General features: G+C 43.1%; 16 protein-coding genes. 2 read left to right on the top strand and 14 right to left on the bottom strand.

The window, feature by feature from the left end:
• Positions 1 to 30 precede the first annotated feature (30 nt).
• From yaaA to HMPREF8571_RS08905, 5 genes are all read right to left on the bottom strand, one after another.
• Positions 31 to 759, bottom strand: a complete 729-nt coding sequence (gene yaaA, locus HMPREF8571_RS08890) for a peroxide stress protein YaaA (RefSeq protein ID WP_000697800.1) — start codon at positions 757 to 759, stop codon at positions 31 to 33.
• Between the two features lie 94 nt (positions 760 to 853).
• The gene (locus HMPREF8571_RS11340) at positions 854 to 970 is read right to left on the bottom strand and encodes a DUF3953 domain-containing protein (protein ID WP_084849169.1); all 117 of its coding nucleotides are present in this window, start codon (positions 968 to 970) and stop codon (positions 854 to 856) included.
• Between the two features lie 86 nt (positions 971 to 1056).
• Positions 1057 to 2652, bottom strand: coding sequence for a hypothetical protein (locus HMPREF8571_RS08895; protein ID WP_000821460.1), 1596 nt, complete (start codon positions 2650 to 2652; stop codon positions 1057 to 1059).
• Positions 2653 to 2663: 11 nt separating this feature from the next.
• Positions 2664 to 3074 carry a peptide deformylase gene (locus tag HMPREF8571_RS08900; RefSeq protein ID WP_000415396.1) on the bottom strand — a complete coding sequence of 137 codons (411 nt, stop codon included), beginning with the start codon at positions 3072 to 3074 and terminating at the stop codon, positions 2664 to 2666.
• 104 nt (positions 3075 to 3178) lie between these two features.
• Positions 3179 to 5875 carry a cation-translocating P-type ATPase gene (locus tag HMPREF8571_RS08905; protein WP_000032430.1) on the bottom strand — a complete coding sequence of 899 codons (2697 nt, stop codon included), beginning with the start codon at positions 5873 to 5875 and terminating at the stop codon, positions 3179 to 3181.
• Between the two features lie 306 nt (positions 5876 to 6181).
• Between HMPREF8571_RS08905 and mntE the strand changes: the two genes are divergently transcribed.
• Positions 6182 to 7375, top strand: coding sequence for a CDF family manganese efflux transporter MntE (gene mntE / locus HMPREF8571_RS08910; protein WP_001076578.1), 1194 nt, complete (start codon positions 6182 to 6184; stop codon positions 7373 to 7375).
• A gap of 53 nt (positions 7376 to 7428) precedes the next feature.
• Here mntE and HMPREF8571_RS08915 read toward each other — a convergent pair whose 3' ends face one another.
• The 9 genes from HMPREF8571_RS08915 to cdaA form a co-directional block, all read right to left on the bottom strand.
• Positions 7429 to 8040, bottom strand: a complete 612-nt coding sequence (locus HMPREF8571_RS08915; RefSeq protein ID WP_000969659.1) for a hypothetical protein — start codon at positions 8038 to 8040, stop codon at positions 7429 to 7431.
• Positions 8037 to 9905, bottom strand: a complete 1869-nt coding sequence (locus HMPREF8571_RS08920) for an ABC-F family ATP-binding cassette domain-containing protein (protein ID WP_001279091.1) — start codon at positions 9903 to 9905, stop codon at positions 8037 to 8039. The genes HMPREF8571_RS08915 and HMPREF8571_RS08920 overlap by 4 nt, the downstream gene beginning before the upstream one ends.
• Positions 9902 to 11101 (bottom strand): CCA tRNA nucleotidyltransferase, encoded by a 1200-nt coding sequence (locus HMPREF8571_RS08925; RefSeq protein ID WP_004240347.1) that lies wholly within the window; start codon positions 11099 to 11101, stop codon positions 9902 to 9904. The genes HMPREF8571_RS08920 and HMPREF8571_RS08925 overlap by 4 nt, the downstream gene beginning before the upstream one ends.
• Positions 11098 to 11865 carry a 4-hydroxy-tetrahydrodipicolinate reductase gene (dapB, locus tag HMPREF8571_RS08930; RefSeq protein WP_000027877.1) on the bottom strand — a complete coding sequence of 256 codons (768 nt, stop codon included), beginning with the start codon at positions 11863 to 11865 and terminating at the stop codon, positions 11098 to 11100. Before dapB ends, HMPREF8571_RS08925 begins: the two co-directional genes overlap by 4 nt.
• 152 nt (positions 11866 to 12017) lie before the next feature.
• The gene (locus tag HMPREF8571_RS08935) at positions 12018 to 12866 is read right to left on the bottom strand and encodes a DegV family protein (protein WP_000762159.1); all 849 of its coding nucleotides are present in this window, start codon (positions 12864 to 12866) and stop codon (positions 12018 to 12020) included.
• A gap of 2 nt (positions 12867 to 12868) precedes the next feature.
• Positions 12869 to 13243, bottom strand: a complete 375-nt coding sequence (locus HMPREF8571_RS08940; RefSeq protein ID WP_001050092.1) for a DUF1149 family protein — start codon at positions 13241 to 13243, stop codon at positions 12869 to 12871.
• A gap of 74 nt (positions 13244 to 13317) precedes the next feature.
• Positions 13318 to 14670 (bottom strand): phosphoglucosamine mutase, encoded by a 1353-nt coding sequence (gene glmM, locus HMPREF8571_RS08945; protein WP_025168463.1) that lies wholly within the window; start codon positions 14668 to 14670, stop codon positions 13318 to 13320.
• A 30-nt stretch (positions 14671 to 14700) separates the two neighbouring features.
• Positions 14701 to 15498, bottom strand: a complete 798-nt coding sequence (locus tag HMPREF8571_RS08950) for a YbbR-like domain-containing protein (RefSeq protein WP_001230930.1) — start codon at positions 15496 to 15498, stop codon at positions 14701 to 14703.
• The gene (gene cdaA, locus HMPREF8571_RS08955; RefSeq protein WP_001011084.1) at positions 15485 to 16342 is read right to left on the bottom strand and encodes a diadenylate cyclase CdaA; all 858 of its coding nucleotides are present in this window, start codon (positions 16340 to 16342) and stop codon (positions 15485 to 15487) included. The genes HMPREF8571_RS08950 and cdaA overlap by 14 nt, the downstream gene beginning before the upstream one ends.
• Positions 16343 to 16478: 136 nt before the next feature.
• Here cdaA and HMPREF8571_RS08965 point away from each other — a divergent pair, with 136 nt between their 5' ends.
• Positions 16479 to 17447: an NAD(P)/FAD-dependent oxidoreductase gene (locus HMPREF8571_RS08965; protein ID WP_000081023.1), complete on the top strand. Its 969-nt coding sequence runs from the start codon at positions 16479 to 16481 to the stop codon at positions 17445 to 17447.
• Positions 17448 to 17649 lie beyond the last annotated feature (202 nt).

The raw sequence follows: 17649 nt of genomic DNA on the forward strand, positions 1-17649 counted from the left end.
CTAGTAAAAACCAGCTCATTCGAGCTGGTTTTATGCTTGTTTCACAAAGACGAGTTCTAAGTCACTTGATAAATCAGGTCGATAGTCAAAACCGGCGAAACTGAGCTTGCGAGCTTGTTCAACAGTTTGAACTTGCCCCTCTATCAAGGCGGTCAAAAAGGCGCCGCGAGCTTTTTTTGAAATAGTAGAGTGGATTTTCAACTGACCAGCCTTGTCCTCCATAAATTTGAAGGTCACCATCTTTTCTCTGATTTCCTTCGAAAATACGGTCTCAAACTCAGATGATAGGAGGGAGAATATCAAGTCCTCATCCTCTAGCGCCTCATCGTAGGCTGATTTCCAATGACTCTTCAGGGTTTTTCCAGCCACTTTTAACTTCATCAAGAAGTCCAAGCGGTGAGGAGCCATAGGTGATAGGACTGGAACAACACCATACAAAGCTGAGGTAATCAGGACATGATCTTCAAGATAGGCTTGTTCATTCTCGGTCAATTTATCTCTCTTAATGTGGCGGTACATGAGACCATCGAAGAGTTTCAAGGCTGGATAGTTCTTAGCCCTTCGATCTTTTAAAGCTTGAATATGGCCGTACTCTTCTTCTGCTTTCTCGGCAGATACCTTATAAAAAGTCTCTAATTCACTAGCTGAGTAATGCGCCAGTGAGTCAAGGACTGCCTGACTTTCTTCACTCAAGGGGAGCGCTTCGATACAAGGATGGTTTGTGTTCATTTCTTTTGCTGTTGGGATTAAAATTTTCATATTGTTAGTGTAGCATATTTTTCAACCACGACCAAGAATTTCATCTTAAAAACCTCGGTTCATACCGAGGTTTCTCTGTTTATTTTGGCCATCCTTACCAGATAGCCACGAGAACAAGGGCTGTGCCAGCTAAGCTTGTTAAGATAGATAAGAATTTATCTTTTTTCTCCTTGAACTGAGAAAACCTATTTTTATACTCAATGAAAATCAAAGAGCAAACTAGGAAGCTAGCCGCAGGCTGTACTTGAGTACGGCAAGGCGACGCTGACGTAGTTTGAATTTGATTTTCGAAGAGTATTATTGTACTTTAAAGGTCTTGAGATAATTATCTTTTCCAACTTGACCTTCGAAGGATTGCCCATTTTCAAGGTAAGGAAGGTCGTCTGACACGGAAGCCTTGACCTTATAAATCTTTCCATCAACTTTAAAGAAGTAGACAGTGTCTCCCTTGATGACAGCTGATTTCAGATCCGCAACTACACCCTTGATGTTTTCTACCGATTCATTATCTAGCTCGAGGTCATTTTTATTGGCATATTTGCTGAGGAGTTCATCTACCGTAGCTGCTACGATGACGTTTTGGTACTCTACTGCATCAACCAAAGCATACTCCTTGACCAAGCCTGCATTATCCTTCAAGCCCATGATGTAGAGCGGTTTGTCGTTAAGATTGACAAGAATAGGGAAGGTAGCCTTATAGGCCTTCTCCTGCACGGCTCCTTCTGCGGAAGCACGGGCAGATTCTTCGGTTGCTGATGCTAGATTGTACTTGGTGATTTCACCAGTGCGCATGTTTTCAAGGATAAATCCTAAATTACTTTCGTCAGCATTTGCTGAAGTCACCCCCGTGTAGAGATAAATGTCATTTCCGATAGAAAGATAGTTATAGCCCTCTGTCGTTTGGGTAACATTTTTCTTAGAAATCAAGGCATTCCAGAAACCGTCTTTATACTTGCCGTTGTAGTTGATTTGTTCGATGGTTTCTTCGGCTGGATAGACACGGTCTACCCACTCTGGCACTTCATCCAAGCTGTATTCCTTGGTTTCTCCATTAGTAGCGTCCAAGATAATAACAGATGAAGGGCGAGGTACTCCTAGACCAAACTGTTTTTGATAAACGGTTGCTACATAGAAAGGATCGCCTTCATCATCCACCTCAAAGGATGGCGTTTTAAAAATCTTGGTCGGATACTTGATTCGAAGATGACGTTTGACGTCGCGGTTAAAGTACTCGGAGTCCGAATACTTCATTGGCGTTTTTAAATCCACCAATTCCGCATTTCCTGTCACCATATCAACCTTGATGTACTCGCCAATTCCCTTGGCTTGATTATTGAACCATTTGATGGGATCGGCATACTCCAAGGGTGTAACTCGATAGGGTTTGCCATCAACCGTCAGCTGAGTATAGGTATCTGCTGCTACGTACTGGGATACCTTATCTGTCAGAGAGCCCAGATAACGGTCTCCAATCTTTTCTGCAGTGCTCCGATCCAAAATTGGAACCTTACTGGTATCACTCTTAGGAAAATCTTTAAAGTCTTTTTCTGTGATAGAGACCACATTAGCATAGTTTTTTGCTTGGAAAAAGCTTGATGTCACTAAGCTAACCAGACCAGCAAGGGCAAAGATAAGGCCTGCAGCCAGTAACAATCCTCTACTGAGTTTGGTAAAATGAAGTCCTTCTAGATTGAGCTCATTGGCAGGCTTGCCATGTCGTACATGAACCGTTTTGAGGAGATTGGTCTCCTTGCTGAAACTAAACAAAATCCCCATCACCACCAGATGCCCACAGAGAAAGAAGATGAATTCCCAACTAGTCAGATTGAAGGGAGGCAAAAAGATATACCAAGTCGTTGCGATAAAAACAAGTTCAAAAAGTATGCGTTTCATCTGCGTTCCTCCTAAATAATCCGTCCTTCCAAATGATCCAGTTCATGCTGGCAGATCTGAGCTGGAAAACCTGTTAACGTAATGGTCTGCTCCTGCCACTTACTATCGCGATAGGAAACCTTAATCGTTTCATAACGAGTTGTTGGTCGTACCCCAGTCAAAGACAAACAACCTTCCTCTGTCTCATAAGGTCCTTTATAGGAAAGGAGAATGGGGTTAAACATAACCATGGGAACTAGGCCAAGATTAAAGATAATCACGCGCTTCTGCTCCCCAATCATATTAGCCGCCAGACCAACACAGGTCTCTCGATTAGCCAGCAGGGTATCCTGCAAATCCTTAGCCAGATAAAGGTCTTCCTGACTTGCAGGTTTCGAGACCTGCGACAAGAATAAGACATCTCGGACAATTCTCTTTTCCATTCTCTTACGCTCCTTACAACTTTACTTTATTATAGCACAAAAGGGGGCAACTTCTAGTCCTTTCCCTCAAATGCAAAAAAAGCCATCCGAAGATGACTTTCTTTTTAAATTGCGTTCTTGTCAAGACCAAGCTTACGTTGAATAAACTTAACGATTTCGACGATAAGTATCATTGAGAAGCTTCCAGCTAGAACAATAGCCCATTGTGACAAGTCTAGTTTGGTTACGTGGAAGATACCTTCAAGCGGTTCTATAACGATGGTTGCCATAAGAAGAATGAAAGATACCAAGATTGACCAGTTGAAGGTCTTAGACTTGAATGGTCCAACTGTCAAGATGGATTGGTAAACAGACTTAACGTTGTAGGCATGGAAGAGCTGAATCAAACCGAGTGTTGCAAAGGCCATTGTAAGGGCATCTGCGTGAATAGCTTGGTTGTCTCCTACATGGACTGGATAGGCAAGAGCTAGACCATAAACGGTCAAGACCAGTGCCCCTTGGAGTACACCTTGATAGATGATAGAACTCAAGACACCACCTGAGAAGAAGCTAGACTTACGTCCACGTGGTTTGTGGGTCATAACACCTGGCTCAGCAGGTTCAACACCAAGAGCGATAGCTGGGAAGGTATCGGTTACCAAGTTGATCCACAAAAGATGAACTGGTTGCAAAACATCCCATCCAAAGAGGGTTGCTAGGAAAATGGTCAAAACTTCAGCCGTATTGGCAGAAAGAAGATATTGAATTGTCTTTTGAATGTTTGAGAAGACCTTACGTCCTTCTTCAACTGCGACGATAATGGTCGCAAAGTTATCATCCGCAAGAATCATATCAGAAGCACCCTTAGAAACCTCTGTACCAGTGATTCCCATACCGATACCGATGTCGGCTGTTTTCAGAGCTGGCGCATCATTAACACCGTCACCTGTCATGGCAACGACCTTACCTTGGTTTTGCCAAGCTTTCACGATACGAACCTTGTGTTCTGGAGATACACGCGCATAAACAGAGTATTGACCAACGACTTTTTCAAATTCTTCATCTGAAAGTTCGTTAAGCTCAGCACCAGTCAAAACATGGTCTTCCGAGTCATTGTCGTCGATAATTCCCAAACGTTTAGCAATAGCTTCTGCTGTATCTTGGTGGTCACCCGTGATCATGATTGGACGGATTCCCGCTTCCTTAGCGACACGAACGGCTTCTGCCGCTTCGGCACGCTCAGGGTCAATCATCCCAATCAAACCAGTAAAGATCAAGTTGTTTTCAAGCTCTTCAGAAGTAAGATTTTCTGGAATATTTTCGATAATCTTATAAGCACCTGCAAGGACACGCAAGGCTTGGTGAGCCATTTCCGAGTTGTTTGTATGGATTAATTCAGTGACTTTCTCATCAATCGGAGCAACATCTCCAGCTTTATCACGAGCAACACAACGTTTCAAAAGTTGGTCTGGAGCTCCCTTAACCGCCACAAGGAATGTACCATCTGGCAATGGGTGAACCGTTGACATGAGCTTACGATCTGAGTCAAATGGTAACTCAGCTACACGAGGATATTTCTCTAAGAACCCTTTAACATCGTAGCCCTTGTCCAAGGCATACTGGATGAAGGCTGTTTCCGTTGGATCCCCGATCAGGTTTCCTTCAGCATCAATCTTAGTATCATTAGCCAAAACAACAGAACGAAGTAGTGGCATGTCCAAGCCAAGTTCAATGTCATCAGCAGAGTCATGTAGGACTGCATCGTAGAAGACTTTTTCAACCGTCATCTTATTCATGGTAAGCGTACCAGTCTTATCAGAAGCGATGATTTCAGTTGAACCAAGTGTTTCTACCGCTGGCAACTTACGAACGATAGAGTTTCGTTTAGCCAAAACTTGAGTACCGAGGGCAAGAACGATGGTTACGATAGCAGGAAGTCCTTCTGGAATGGCTGCAACAGCAAGCGCAACAGAGGTCATCAACTCACCAAGTGGATTTTTTCCTTGAATGAAGACTCCAACTACAAAAGTAACAAGGGCAATGACCAAAATTGCATAGGTCAAGACCTTAGAAAGGTTGTTCAAGTTTTGTTTGAGTGGTGTATCCGTCTCATCCGCATCTTGGAGCATGCCAGCGATATGACCAACTTCCGTGTACATACCTGTATTGACAACAACACCAAGACCACGACCATAAGTCACGTTTGAGTTTTGGAAGGCCATATTGACACGGTCACCAATACCAGCATCTCCAGAGAGCTCGACGGTCAAGTCTTTTTCGACTGGAACAGATTCACCTGTTAAGGCTGCTTCTTCGATTTTAAGTGAATTAGCTTCTAGCAAACGTAGGTCCGCTGGTACGACGTCACCTGCTTCAAGGGAAACGATATCACCTGGTACCAATTCTTTGGAATCAATCTCAGCCATGTGCCCATCACGAAGAACGCGCGCAGCTGGACTAGACATCGATTTGAGGGCTTCGATGGCTTCTTCTGCTTTTCCTTCTTGGTAAACACCAAAGGCTGCGTTGATGATAACAACGGCTAGAATAATGATGGCATCTGCAATATCTTCCCCACCAGAAGTTATGACAGACAAGATGGCTGCAGCCACCAAAATAATAATCATCAAATCCTTAAACTGTTCGATAAATTTAACCAAGAGAGATTTTTTCTCACCCTCTTCGAGTTCATTGCGCCCATATTCAGCTAGGCGTTTCTGCGCTTCGCTTGACGAAAGACCTTGCTCAGTTGCTTCAACCGACTTCAAGACCTCTTCAGGACTTTGAGTATAAAACGCTTGCCGTTTTTGTTCTTTTGACATGTGTCTCCTCCTTGACATTGTGTGCAAAACAAGCTCTCTTTTGTTTTATGACAAACAAAAAGAGACTTGTTAATCATAACAAGTCTCGCTGTTTAAGATAGCGCCGGAAAACATACTTTGCAGTATAAAATTCGGAATGACGACACTATCACAGGTTTCTGCCAGCTACTCCCTTGAGTAGTACTATTATATCAAAATTTGAACAATTTTCAAGAATTAAAATCCGATGAAACAAGACTAAATTTGAATTTTCCCATGAAAACCAGTATAATGAAAACAGAATCTCAGCACTAGAAAGGAAGCCCGATGAACCAATCCATGTCAAATCTCAAATTGGCAGAACGTGGAGCTATTATCAGTATTTCAACCTACCTCCTCTTGTCTGCAGCAAAATTGGCAACTGGTCACCTCCTGCATTCTTCCAGTTTGGTGGCGGATGGTTTCAACAACGTATCCGATATTATCGGAAATGTTGCTCTCTTGATTGGGATTCGAATGGCCCGCCAACCTGCAGACCGTGACCATCGCTTTGGTCACTGGAAGATTGAAGATTTGGCTAGCTTGATCACTTCCATCATCATGTTCTATGTTGGTTTTGATGTTCTTCGGGACACCATTCAAAAAATTCTCGGTCGGGAACAGACAGTTATCGACCCTCTGGGTGCAACTCTCGGAGTCGTCTCTGCGGCAGTCATGTTTGCTGTTTATCTCTATAACACACGCCTCAGTAAGAAATCCAAATCCAAGGCTCTCAAGGCAGCTGCCAAGGACAATCTTTCCGATGCTGTCACCTCACTTGGAACTTCCATTGCTATCCTAGCCAGCAGTTTCAATTATCCTATCGTGGATAAATTGGTCGCTATCATCATCACTTTCTTTATCTTAAAGACAGCCTACGATATTTTTATTGAGTCTTCCTTCAGTCTTTCAGATGGTTTTGATGACCGTCTGCTAGAGGACTACCAAAAGGCTATCATGGAAATTCCCAAAATCAGCAAGGTTAAGTCCCAAAGAGGGCGTACCTATGGTAGCAATATCTACCTTGATATCACGCTAGAGATGAATCCTGATCTATCAGTCTATGAAAGTCACGAAATTGCAGACCAGGTCGAATCCATGCTGGAAGAGCGTTTTGGAGTCTTTGATACCGATGTTCATATCGAGCCAGCTCCCATACCTGAGGACGAAATTTTGGACAATGTCTATAAAAAACTACTCATGCGCGAGCAATTGATTGACCAAGGCAATCAATTAGAAGAACTCCTTGCTGAGGACTTTCTCTATATCCGTCAAGATGGAGAGCAGATGAATAAAGAGGCTTATAAGTCTGAAAAAGAACTTAGTGCTGCTATTAAGGACATTCAGATTACCTCCATTAGTCAGAAAACCAAGCTCATTTGCTATGAGCTAGATGGCATCGTCCACACCAGTATCTGGCGTCGCCATGAAACTTGGCAAAATATCTTCCACCAGGAAACAAAAAAAGAGGACAAAGAGTAACCCTATCCAGTGGATAGGGCTTTTTTGATTGATTCTCTTTATACTAAACTGTCTTATAGCTGTTTGGAAGATTTGGTTTTCAAAGCTTGTTTTGCCTCTTTTCTTGCTTGACGATTTTGTTCGATACGCCATTCTCTTTCATAGTACTTCATGGTCTCGTATACCCTTTCAGGAAGACCTACATCTAGTAGAAAGATAGGGATGATCAAATCTGCTGACTGATGAAAAGGGAAACACCTTCTCTTCAGTAGGGCTAGAGGTGATTGGGATTTCGCATTTTCCTTGTTTTTAAAATAAACTTCAATCCGATAGGAATCCCTATACTTCCCTCGAATCCGAGAGAAGGAAAATTCCTCTACATCAGCCCAAGCGTAGAAATGACTGGGTTTCTTTGGATTCGGTTTGTAGTAAAACCCCTTAACTGTACATCTCAAATATTCCTTATCGGAACTTAACAGTCTGTATGTCTGATAAATGACTATTCCAGCGCAAAAAAGTACAAGCAGCATCAACAAAAGACTTATCGTATGAAGTCCCGGCCCCTTTTGCGAATACGAATGGAGATAATAGAGAGGTAACAAGAAGAAAAGCACCGAAGCTAGGCCAAACAAGGCATTCCAAATGATTTTCTTGGGACTACGTTTAATGACTTTTTCTTCCATCATGCCAACTCACTTAGGTATTCATAGCGTTCGTATTTTTCAAGAAGTTCTTCGTTTCTCTCGTCTAGCTCTTTTTGAAGAGTCGCTAGTTTACCAAAGTCGGAGCCATTTGCCTGCATTTCTTCTTCAATAGCAGCGATACGATTTTCCAAGGCTTCAATATCGCCTTCAATGCTTGCCCACTCCTGCTTTTCTTGATAGGTCATTCGCTTCTTGTCTTCACGGACTTTGACCACTTTCTCTTTTTCTGCCTTTTGAACTTGACTTGCTGTTTCTGCTTCAAAAGCTTTTTCGTCAAGGTAATCAGTGTAATGGCCAAAGAAAGGACGAATCTTACCATCCTCAAAGGCGAGAATCTTAGTCGCTACCTTATCCAGAAAATAACGATCATGGCTAACTGTCAAGACAGGCCCCGCAAAGCCTTGCAAGAAATTCTCCAAAACTGTCAAGGTCGCAATATCCAGATCATTGGTTGGCTCGTCCAAAAGGAGAACATTTGGTTTTTCCAAGAGCAGTTTGAGGAGATAGAGGCGTTTTTTCTCTCCACCAGACAATTTCTCAATCAAGGTTCCATGCGTCGAACGTGGAAAGAGGAATTGCTCTAGCAACTCAGCGATGGAAGTTGTAGAACCACCACTGGTCTTAACCTCTTCTGCTACTTCCTGCAGGTAATTGATAACGCGCTTGCTTTCATCCAAGCCTTCGATTTGTTGAGAGAAATAGGCGATGCGAACAGTCTCACCGATGATAACTCGACCTTCAGTCGGCTCAAGACTTCCTGCGATGAGGTTAAGCAGGGTTGACTTCCCAACACCGTTGTCCCCAACGATACCGATACGGTCTTTAGCTTGCACCAAGAGATTAAAATCTTGTAAAATGGGCTTGTTCTCATAAGCGAAGGAAACATCTTTAAACTCGATGACCTTCTTTCCAATACGGCTAGTTTCAAAGTTCATGGTTAAGTCTGTTTCAGCAACGCCACCCGAAACTTCTTTTTTCAAGTCATGGAAACGATTGATACGAGCCTGTTGCTTGGTCGCACGCGCTTGCGGTTGTCTGCGCATCCAGGCCAGTTCTTGTTTGTAGAGTTGTTCTTTTTTGTGAAGGAGAGCGGCATCGCGTTCATCTTGTTCGGCCTTGAGGCGAACATAGTCCTGATAATTGCCTTGATACTCGGTCAAGCCTGCGCGGTCCAACTCGAAAATCCGCGTTGACAGTGCATCTAGGAAATAGCGATCATGGGTGATAAAGAGAACCGTCTTCTTGGAATTTTTCAAAAAGAGGGTCAGCCACTCGATGGTCGCAATGTCCAGATGGTTGGTCGGCTCATCCAGTAACAAGAGGTCGTGGTTTCCTAGGAGAACTTGCGCCAACTGAACCCGTCTTCTCAGACCACCTGACAATTCACCAACTGGAGTTGACAAATCCTGAATACCCAACTTGCTGAGAACGGTCTTGACCTGACTTTCGATTTCCCACGCTTGGAGAGAATCCATCTCAGCCATGACTCGTTCCAAACGAGCCTGCTTGTCCTCGCTATAGTTTAGCATGAGGAGTTCATACTCACGAATCAACTGGATTTCCTTGAGGTCGCTGGATAGGACCGTATCCAAAACTGTCTTGCTATCATCGAACTCTGGATCCTGGGTCAAGTAGCCAATCTGGTAATCATTCTTAGCCAAAAAAGGACTGACATCCCCATCAAAGCCTGAAACACCTGATAAAACATCTAAAAGGGTGGTCTTTCCCGTTCCATTGACACCAATCAGACCGATTCTGTCCAAATCATGGATGATAAAAGAAATATCCTTAAAAACGGTCTTGTCACCAACGGATTTACTTAGTTTTTCAACGATAAAATCACTCATTTTTTCTCCCTCAGGTAAGTATGAATGGCATCACGGTCATTCTCCAAGTCACCATCGACAATGGCAAACTCAATCTCAGTTAAAATATCTCCCAAATCTGGACCTGGCTGGTAACCATATTCCTTGATTAAAATACCACCGTTAATCTGGATTTCTTTCTTGTCATGAATGGTCAAACTCTGGTAAGTTTCTGTGATAAGTTGGGGGTTGACCTCTTTTCCTTGGGCTTGACGAAGACGTTCAGCTTGTAGAAGGGAATCCAAGTCAAAACGGTAACAATCACGCTTGCTCAACTCTCCTTCTTCTCGCAAAGCCAAAATAGTCAGTAAATCCTGAACCTGCTTGGCAAATTGACGTGAGGTTTTCCAATGCTTCAAAAATGACTGTGCATCCTTAATCTCCAAAGCCCACAAGAGATCCGCCCAGGCTTGTTCAGAAGACTCAAAGGTGAAATCCGCCTCTAAATCAAACAATTTTTGGAGCTTTTCTCGACTGTCTGCCATATCAGGGAGGTAATCATAAGCTTGACTCTCAATCATGGAAGACAGACCAACTCGCCAAAAAGGTGCCCGCAAGAGTTTGTCAAACTCAACGAAGGTGCGTTCCACAGAGATTTTCTCCAAGAGTGGTGTCAAAGTCTTCATCGCTTCAAATGTTTCTTGCTCAAGTTCAAAACCGAGACTGGCCTGAAAACGAAAACCACGCATAATACGCAGAGCGTCTTCGTTGAAACGCTCACTAGCCACTCCAACTGCTCGCAAAACTTGGTTTTCCAAGTCCTTGAGACCATGGAACAAATCAATAATTTCACCTGTCTCATCCAAGGCAAAAGCGTTGACTGTGAAATCACGGCGTTTGAGGTCTTCTTCTAGCGAACGCACAAAGGAAACCGCACTGGGTCTGCGATAGTCTACATAGACATCCTCTGTCCGAAAAGTGGTTACCTCATACTCCTCGTCTCCATCTAAAACCAGGACGGTTCCGTGCTCGATTCCGATATCGGCTGTACGAGAGAAAATCTGCTTGGTCTCTTCTGGATAAGAAGAAGTCGCAATATCCACATCGTGGATGGGACGATTGAGTAGAGCATCTCTGACGGAACCCCCAACAAAATAGGCTTCAAAGCCTGCTTCTTTAATTTTTTCTAATACTGGTAAAGCCTTCTGAAATTCAGAAGGCATTTGCGTTAATCTCATAATAAGTATTCTAATCCATAGACAAGCTCATGACGCTTGACAACTTCTTTAATTCCCAAATTCACCCCTGTCATGAAGGAGCTGCGATCATAGGAGTCATGACGGAGGGTCAATCCTTCTCCCTGATTGCCAAAGATGACTTCCTGATGGGCTACCAAGCCTGGTAGACGGACTGAATGGATGCGCATGCCATCAAAATTAGCACCACGAGCTCCTGCAATCAACTCTTCCTCATCTAGCGCACCTTGCTGGATAGACTCTCGAACTTCTGCCATCAACTCAGCTGTTTTAATGGCTGTTCCACTCGGAGCATCTTTTTTCTTGTCATGATGAAGCTCGATGATCTCCACATTTGGGAAATATTTGGCAGCCTGGGACGCAAATTGCATAAGCAAGACAGCTCCCAAGGCAAAGTTAGGGGCAATCAAGCCACCCAAATCTTGTTCACGGGAAAATGCTTTTAGTTCTGCAATTTCTTCACTAGTGAAGCCTGTTGTTCCTACGACAGGAGCAAAGCCATTTTCAAGGGCAAAGCGCGTATTTTCGTAGGCAACAGCTGGTGTAGTAAAGTCTACCCAGACATCCGCTTCAAAACCAGCCAAGGCAGCCTTATCATTGAAGACAGGAATTCCCTGCCATTCTGATTCAGACTCAAAAGGATCCAAAACTGCCACCAAGTCCAAGTCTGGATCAGCCAAGACCATCTGACAAGCAGCTTGGCCCATCTTTCCCTTAAACCCAGCAATAATCACTCGAATACTCATCACTACTCCTGACTAAGATACAAAGGACGTTAGCTGCCCATGAAAAATAGGGAATGGCGCTGACTTTCCATGAAAGGCAAGACAGGCATCTTTTTTCAAGAGGCAGGTAGTCCATGTTCAATTTCTAAGATACAAAGCCTGCCCAGAACAATCTAGACAACTGGCGTATAGCTCAAGGCGATACTACCTTCTCCAAGGTGGGTCCCAATGACACTACCAAAGCTGACAATTGGAATCTCAGCAGTCACACCACTCTCAATTAAAAGTTGGCGCAAATCTGCCGCCTTTTGAGGAGCGTTCCCATGAATGACTGTAATACGGTAGTCCCCATCTTTTGTCAACTCTTTGATGATTTCCACCAAACGTTTGGTTGCTTTTTTCTCTGTACGAACTTTTTCGTAAACTTCAATCACACCTTGGTCATTGAAGTAAAGAATGGGCTTGATACTGAGAAGATTTCCTAGGATGGCTGCACCATTTGACAGACGTCCTCCCTTAACCAAGTGATCAAGGTCATCTACTATGATAAAGGCTGAATTATCAGCGATTTGGATAGCCAATTTCTCCTGAATCTGAGCAAAATCATCGCCCTGTTCTGCCCATTCAAAGGCACTCTCTACCATAAATCCTAGAGGAGAACTTGTGATATGGGTATCTGGAAAGGCAATAGTCAAACCTTCATACTCGTCCAACATGTATTGGATATTCTGATAAAAACCTGAAATTCCTGACGAAAGAAAGAGTCCCAAGACATGGGTATAGCCCTTTTCTTTCAAGGAACTTAGAGTCTCATCCAATTTGGCAATACTTGGTTGACTGGTCTTAGGCGATTCAGCAGACTGAGCCATTTTTTGATAAAATTCCTCAGCAGTCAGATTGACACCTTCGACATACTCTTCCCCATCAATATTGACAGGAATATCCAAGATAAATAGATTCTCTCTTTGCAGCGTCTTCTCCTCTAAATAGGCGGAAGAATCTGTAATGACAGCTAATTTCATGACTAAAACTCCAAATTGATCCCTGGAAGATCCAAGGCGATTTCTGTTACTTCATATGTCAAACGGTTGAGCATGTTCAAGCATGGACGTGCCAAGGTTTCGACTTCTTCTTGGTTAAATTCGCTTGGTTCGTTGACAATACGACCTTCCACGTGGTTCACTTGAGAAATCGTCCCGCTGATGACAAATTTGTCAAAGACAATCATAAAGCTCAAGATAACGACTAAAGAAGTCACTTGGTTTTCTTGGTCGTGTTGGAGTAACTGAAAGTTCACGTCTACCTTGGTTTCAGGAGCGCCATTTTCATTTTCCCATTCAAAGTTACGAGCATCAAAGTGATACTGACTAACAAATTCTTGTTCTCTTTTAAGATTCATTTTTCTCTCCCTTTGCTACAATTTACTATGCAATTGTACCACATTTTTATCATTTCATCTAGTTTTTCTAGGCCTTAGTCAATTCCGATTTCATCTTTAACCACAGCAGCAATCGTATCTACATAGTAGTTGACTTCTTCTGTTGTAGGTGCTTCTGCCATGACACGTAAGAGGGGTTCTGTTCCACTTGGGCGGACAAGGATACGGCCGTTGCCTGCCATCTCTTCTTCCATCTTTTCGATGATTGTCTTGATTGCTGGTACTTCCATGGCCTTTTCTTTCATGGCATTTTCCACTCGGATATTGACCAATTTTTGTGGGTAAATCGTCACTTCTGATGCCAGTTGAGACAAGCTCTTACCTGTTTCTTTCATGATTTTGGTCAATTGGACAGCTGATAATTGACCATCACCAGTTGTATTGTAATCCATCAAGATAACGTGACCAGACTGTTCACCACCAAGGTTGTAGCCTGATTTTCTCATTTCTTCGACAACATATCGATCTCCAACTGCAGTGACTGCTTTGTTAATGCCAGCACTCTCCAAAGCCTTATGGAAGCCAAGGTTAGACATAACCGTTGTCACGATGGTGTTTTGAGCCAACTGGCCTTTTTCAGAAAGGTATTTCCCGATGATGTACATGATCTTATCACCATCGACGATATCGCCATTTTCATCAACAGCAATCAAGCGATCACTATCACCGTCAAAGGCCAAACCAATAGCTGACTGGGTTTCTTTGACTAGTTCTTGGAGAGCTTCTGGGTGAGTTGAACCAACATTTAGGTTGATGTTAAGACCATCTGGTGTTTCCCCGATAACAGTCAATTGAGCACCCAGATCAGCGAAAATCTGACGAGCACTTGTAGACGCTGCACCATTAGCTGTATCCAAGGCCACTTTCATGCCTTCAAGAGGAGTTCCAGTTGAAACAAGGTAGCCTTCATACTTACGTAAGCCTTCTGGATAGTCCACTAAGGTTCCCAAGCCTTCGGCACTTGGACGAGGAAGAGTGTCTTCTGTAGCATCTAGCAAGGCTTCGATTTCTGCTTCTTTTTCATCATCAAGTTTGAAACCATCCCCACCAAAGAACTTAATTCCATTATCAAGGGCTGGGTTGTGACTCGCTGAAATCATGACACCCGCACTAGCTCCCTCAGTTTTAACCAAATAAGCTACTGCTGGTGTTGCAAGGACACCGAGTTTGTAGACGTGAATCCCTACTGATAGAAGACCTGCCACCAAGGCAGATTCTAGCATTTCTCCTGAGATACGTGTATCACGTCCTACAAAGACTTTAGGGGCTTCCGTTTCATGTTGGCTAAGAACATAACCACCAAAACGTCCCAATTTAAAGGCCAATTCTGGTGTCAGTTCTACGTTTGCTTCTCCACGGACTCCATCGGTCCCAAAATATTTACCCATTTTGTTAATCATCCTTTTCTACTTTTTTATTTATTCTTGTTTAGACGAGTCTGGTTTTGTTTCTGAACTCGTTGAAGACGAGCTGCTAGTCGAGGATCCTGTTGATGAGGTCGTTGACGAAGAACTCGAGCTAGACGATAATGTTTTGGTTGTGATTTTCATTGTAGTGTCAAATGGCATAATGACGCTTGGCAAGACATTCCCATTTTTATCAACTGCTTGTAGTGGAACAGAGGCCGAGTAGTTACCTGTTATCCGTTCACTTGTCGGCAAGATGGCAATGACACGATCTACTCTAGAGAGAGTCTCCTCGTCACTAATAACCGTTACTTTTTCATCTGAAACAGTTACTGTATCAATTTTCACACGAGAATCAATCTGGCTAGGATCAATCTCTGGCACAACGATTACATTATCTCGTTTTGCTTTTTTACCGACCTTGACTGTTATCTTTTGCGGAGTTGCAACAGCCGTCAAACCACTCGGTAAATTTTCAATGGTTAGAGGAACTTCGATGGTCCCTACACTGGCATTGGTTAAGTCAGCTTTGACCTTGAATTTTCGAGTGCTTTCCTGCATCTCGCTCGCTAATGCAACTCTATTTGATCCAGTTAGGAAGACAGTAACTTCAGATGTAAAACCACTGATAAAATACTGATCACTGTCATACTGAATATCGATTGGGACATTAAGGACCGTGTTGGTATAAGTTTCTGTCCGCACTTGTCTGGCACTGTTGCTATTCTGATAGTTTGTTGAAGTCGCATAGATAAAGAGGATGCAGGCGAAAAAGAAGGAAGAAATAATATAAAGACTATTTTTTCTCATGTTTCAATCCTCCTAGCAAACGCTCTTTCATACCTTGTTTTTTCTCTGATGCTGGAAGCAAGATTCTTCTTAACTCCGATTCAAACTCTTCCAAGGTCAAATCATGCTTAAAGACTCCATTATAGGTGATTGAGATTCCACCTGTTTCCTCAGAAACCACAAAGGTAAGAGCATCCGATACTTCTGACAAACCAATCGCCGCCCTATGACGTGTTCCAAACTCCTTGGAAATTCCAGTATTTTCAGTCAGGGGTAGGTAGGCTGAAGTTACGGCAATCCGATCTTCTCTGACAATGACCGCTCCATCGTGTAAGGGAGTATTGGGGATAAAGATATTAATCAATAACTCAGAGGAGATTTTCGCATCTAGAGGAATCCCAGTTGAGATATATTCCTGCAAGGTTCTCACTCGCTGAACAGCAACCAGAGCACCAATCTTACGCGGACTCATGTACTCGACTGATTTGACAAAGGAACGAACCATTTGCTCTTCCGCACTAATAGGGGCATTGTAGAAGAAATCAGTAGCTCGACCCAATCTCTCCAAACCAGTCCGAATCTCTGGTGAGAAGATAACCACCGCAGCGATGACCCCGTAGGTGATAATCTGATTGATCAACCATGAAATGGTCGTTAAGCCAATCATATTGGACAGAATCTGACCTAGAATAAAGACCAAAACTCCCCGCACCAAGATCATGATTTTGGTCCCTGCAATCGCTTTGGTAAAATGATACAAAATATAAGTCACAATCAAAATATCAATCAGATTGATGACTATCGTCCAAGGACTTGAAAACAAACTCGTCCAGTATTGCAAATTGGATAATTGTTGAAAATTCATCCCTGGCCTCCTCCCTGTCAAAACACTTTCCGTACTATTATACCATTTTCTGCTCATTTTTTCCCCATCCTACTTCATTTTAAATTAAGCAAAAATATGATAAAATAAACTGACTAGAAAAAACGAAGGAGAAATCATGTCTCAACTCTATGATATTACCATTGTAGGCGGTGGTCCAGTCGGGCTCTTTGCTGCCTTTTACGCCCACCTACGCCAAGCCAAGGTTCAAATCATCGACTCTCTTCCCCAGCTCGGTGGTCAGCCTGCCATCCTCTACCCTGAAAAGCAAATCCTTGATGTGCCAGGTTTCCCAAACTTAACTGGAGAAGAATTGACCAATCGCTTGATTGAACAGCTAAACGGCTTTGATACCCCTATTCATCTCAATGAAACAGTTCTTGAGATTGAGAAACAAGATCAAGGTTTTACCATTACAACCAACAAGGGAAGACACCTGACTAAAACAGTCATCATTGCCATGGGTGGCGGTGCCTTTAAACCGCGTCCGCTCGAACTAGATGACGTCGAAAATTATGAAAATATCCACTACCACGTTTCCAACATTCAGCAATACTCTGGCAAGAAAGTGACCATCCTTGGTGGCGGGGACTCAGCAGTGGATTGGGCTCTGGCTTTTGAAAAGATTGCCCCAACTACTCTCGTTCACCGCAGAGATAACTTCCGCGCCTTGGAACATAGTGTGCAGGCTCTACAAGAATCATCTGTAACCATCAAGACACCGTTCGTTCCTAGCCAACTTATCGGAGATGGAAAAACACTCGACAAACTAGAAATCACCAAAGTCAAAGCAGATGAAACCGAAACTATCGAAGTAGACCACCTCTTTGTCAACTATGGTTTCAAATCATCTGTTGGCAATCTTAAAAATTGGGGTCTGGATCTCAACCGCCACAAGATTATCGTCAATAGCAAGCAAGAATCTAGCCAAGCAGGTATCTATGCTATCGGAGACTGCTGCTACTATGAAGGGAAGATTGATTTGATTGCTACTGGACTAGGTGAAGCTCCAACAGCTGTTAACAATGCCATAAACTACATCGACCCTGACCAAAAAGTACAACCCAAACACTCGACCAGTTTATAAGAAAGAAACCACGAATCAACTGATTCGTGGTTTTATAATGGAATTATATTATTCGCAACGTGTAAATCCTCTAGAAATATTATAAAGGCTAATTTGATTGTAGAAAAAAAGACTGAATTAAGACAAAAGCCCCAACATTAAATTGAGGCTAATCATTATAGGTGGACGGATTTCAACCGTCGTCTTGATAATAGCACAAGCT

Origin of the sequence: Streptococcus mitis ATCC 6249, assembly GCF_000146585.1 — a bacterium.
Classification (GTDB): Bacteria; Bacillota; Bacilli; order Lactobacillales; family Streptococcaceae; genus Streptococcus; species Streptococcus mitis_AZ.

Bases quoted from the DNA above. Each gene is read 5' to 3' on its own strand.
- yaaA (WP_000697800.1), bottom strand. From the start codon at position 759: ATGAAAATTTTAATCCCAACAGCAAAAGAAATGAACACAAACCATCCT.
- HMPREF8571_RS08895 (WP_000821460.1), bottom strand. From the start codon at position 2,652: ATGAAACGCATACTTTTTGAACTTGTTTTTATCGCAACGACTTGGTAT.
- HMPREF8571_RS08900 (WP_000415396.1), bottom strand. From the start codon at position 3,074: ATGGAAAAGAGAATTGTCCGAGATGTCTTATTCTTGTCGCAGGTCTCG.
- HMPREF8571_RS08905 (WP_000032430.1), bottom strand. From the start codon at position 5,875: ATGTCAAAAGAACAAAAACGGCAAGCGTTTTATACTCAAAGTCCTGAA.
- mntE (WP_001076578.1), top strand. From the start codon at position 6,182: ATGAACCAATCCATGTCAAATCTCAAATTGGCAGAACGTGGAGCTATT.
- HMPREF8571_RS08915 (WP_000969659.1), bottom strand. From the start codon at position 8,040: ATGATGGAAGAAAAAGTCATTAAACGTAGTCCCAAGAAAATCATTTGG.
- HMPREF8571_RS08920 (WP_001279091.1), bottom strand. From the start codon at position 9,905: ATGAGTGATTTTATCGTTGAAAAACTAAGTAAATCCGTTGGTGACAAG.
- HMPREF8571_RS08925 (WP_004240347.1), bottom strand. From the start codon at position 11,101: ATGAGATTAACGCAAATGCCTTCTGAATTTCAGAAGGCTTTACCAGTA.
- dapB (WP_000027877.1), bottom strand. From the start codon at position 11,865: ATGAGTATTCGAGTGATTATTGCTGGGTTTAAGGGAAAGATGGGCCAA.
- HMPREF8571_RS08935 (WP_000762159.1), bottom strand. From the start codon at position 12,866: ATGAAATTAGCTGTCATTACAGATTCTTCCGCCTATTTAGAGGAGAAG.
- HMPREF8571_RS08940 (WP_001050092.1), bottom strand. From the start codon at position 13,243: ATGAATCTTAAAAGAGAACAAGAATTTGTTAGTCAGTATCACTTTGAT.
- glmM (WP_025168463.1), bottom strand. From the start codon at position 14,670: ATGGGTAAATATTTTGGGACCGATGGAGTCCGTGGAGAAGCAAACGTA.
- HMPREF8571_RS08950 (WP_001230930.1), bottom strand. From the start codon at position 15,498: ATGAGAAAAAATAGTCTTTATATTATTTCTTCCTTCTTTTTCGCCTGC.
- cdaA (WP_001011084.1), bottom strand. From the start codon at position 16,342: ATGAATTTTCAACAATTATCCAATTTGCAATACTGGACGAGTTTGTTT.
- HMPREF8571_RS08965 (WP_000081023.1), top strand. From the start codon at position 16,479: ATGTCTCAACTCTATGATATTACCATTGTAGGCGGTGGTCCAGTCGGG.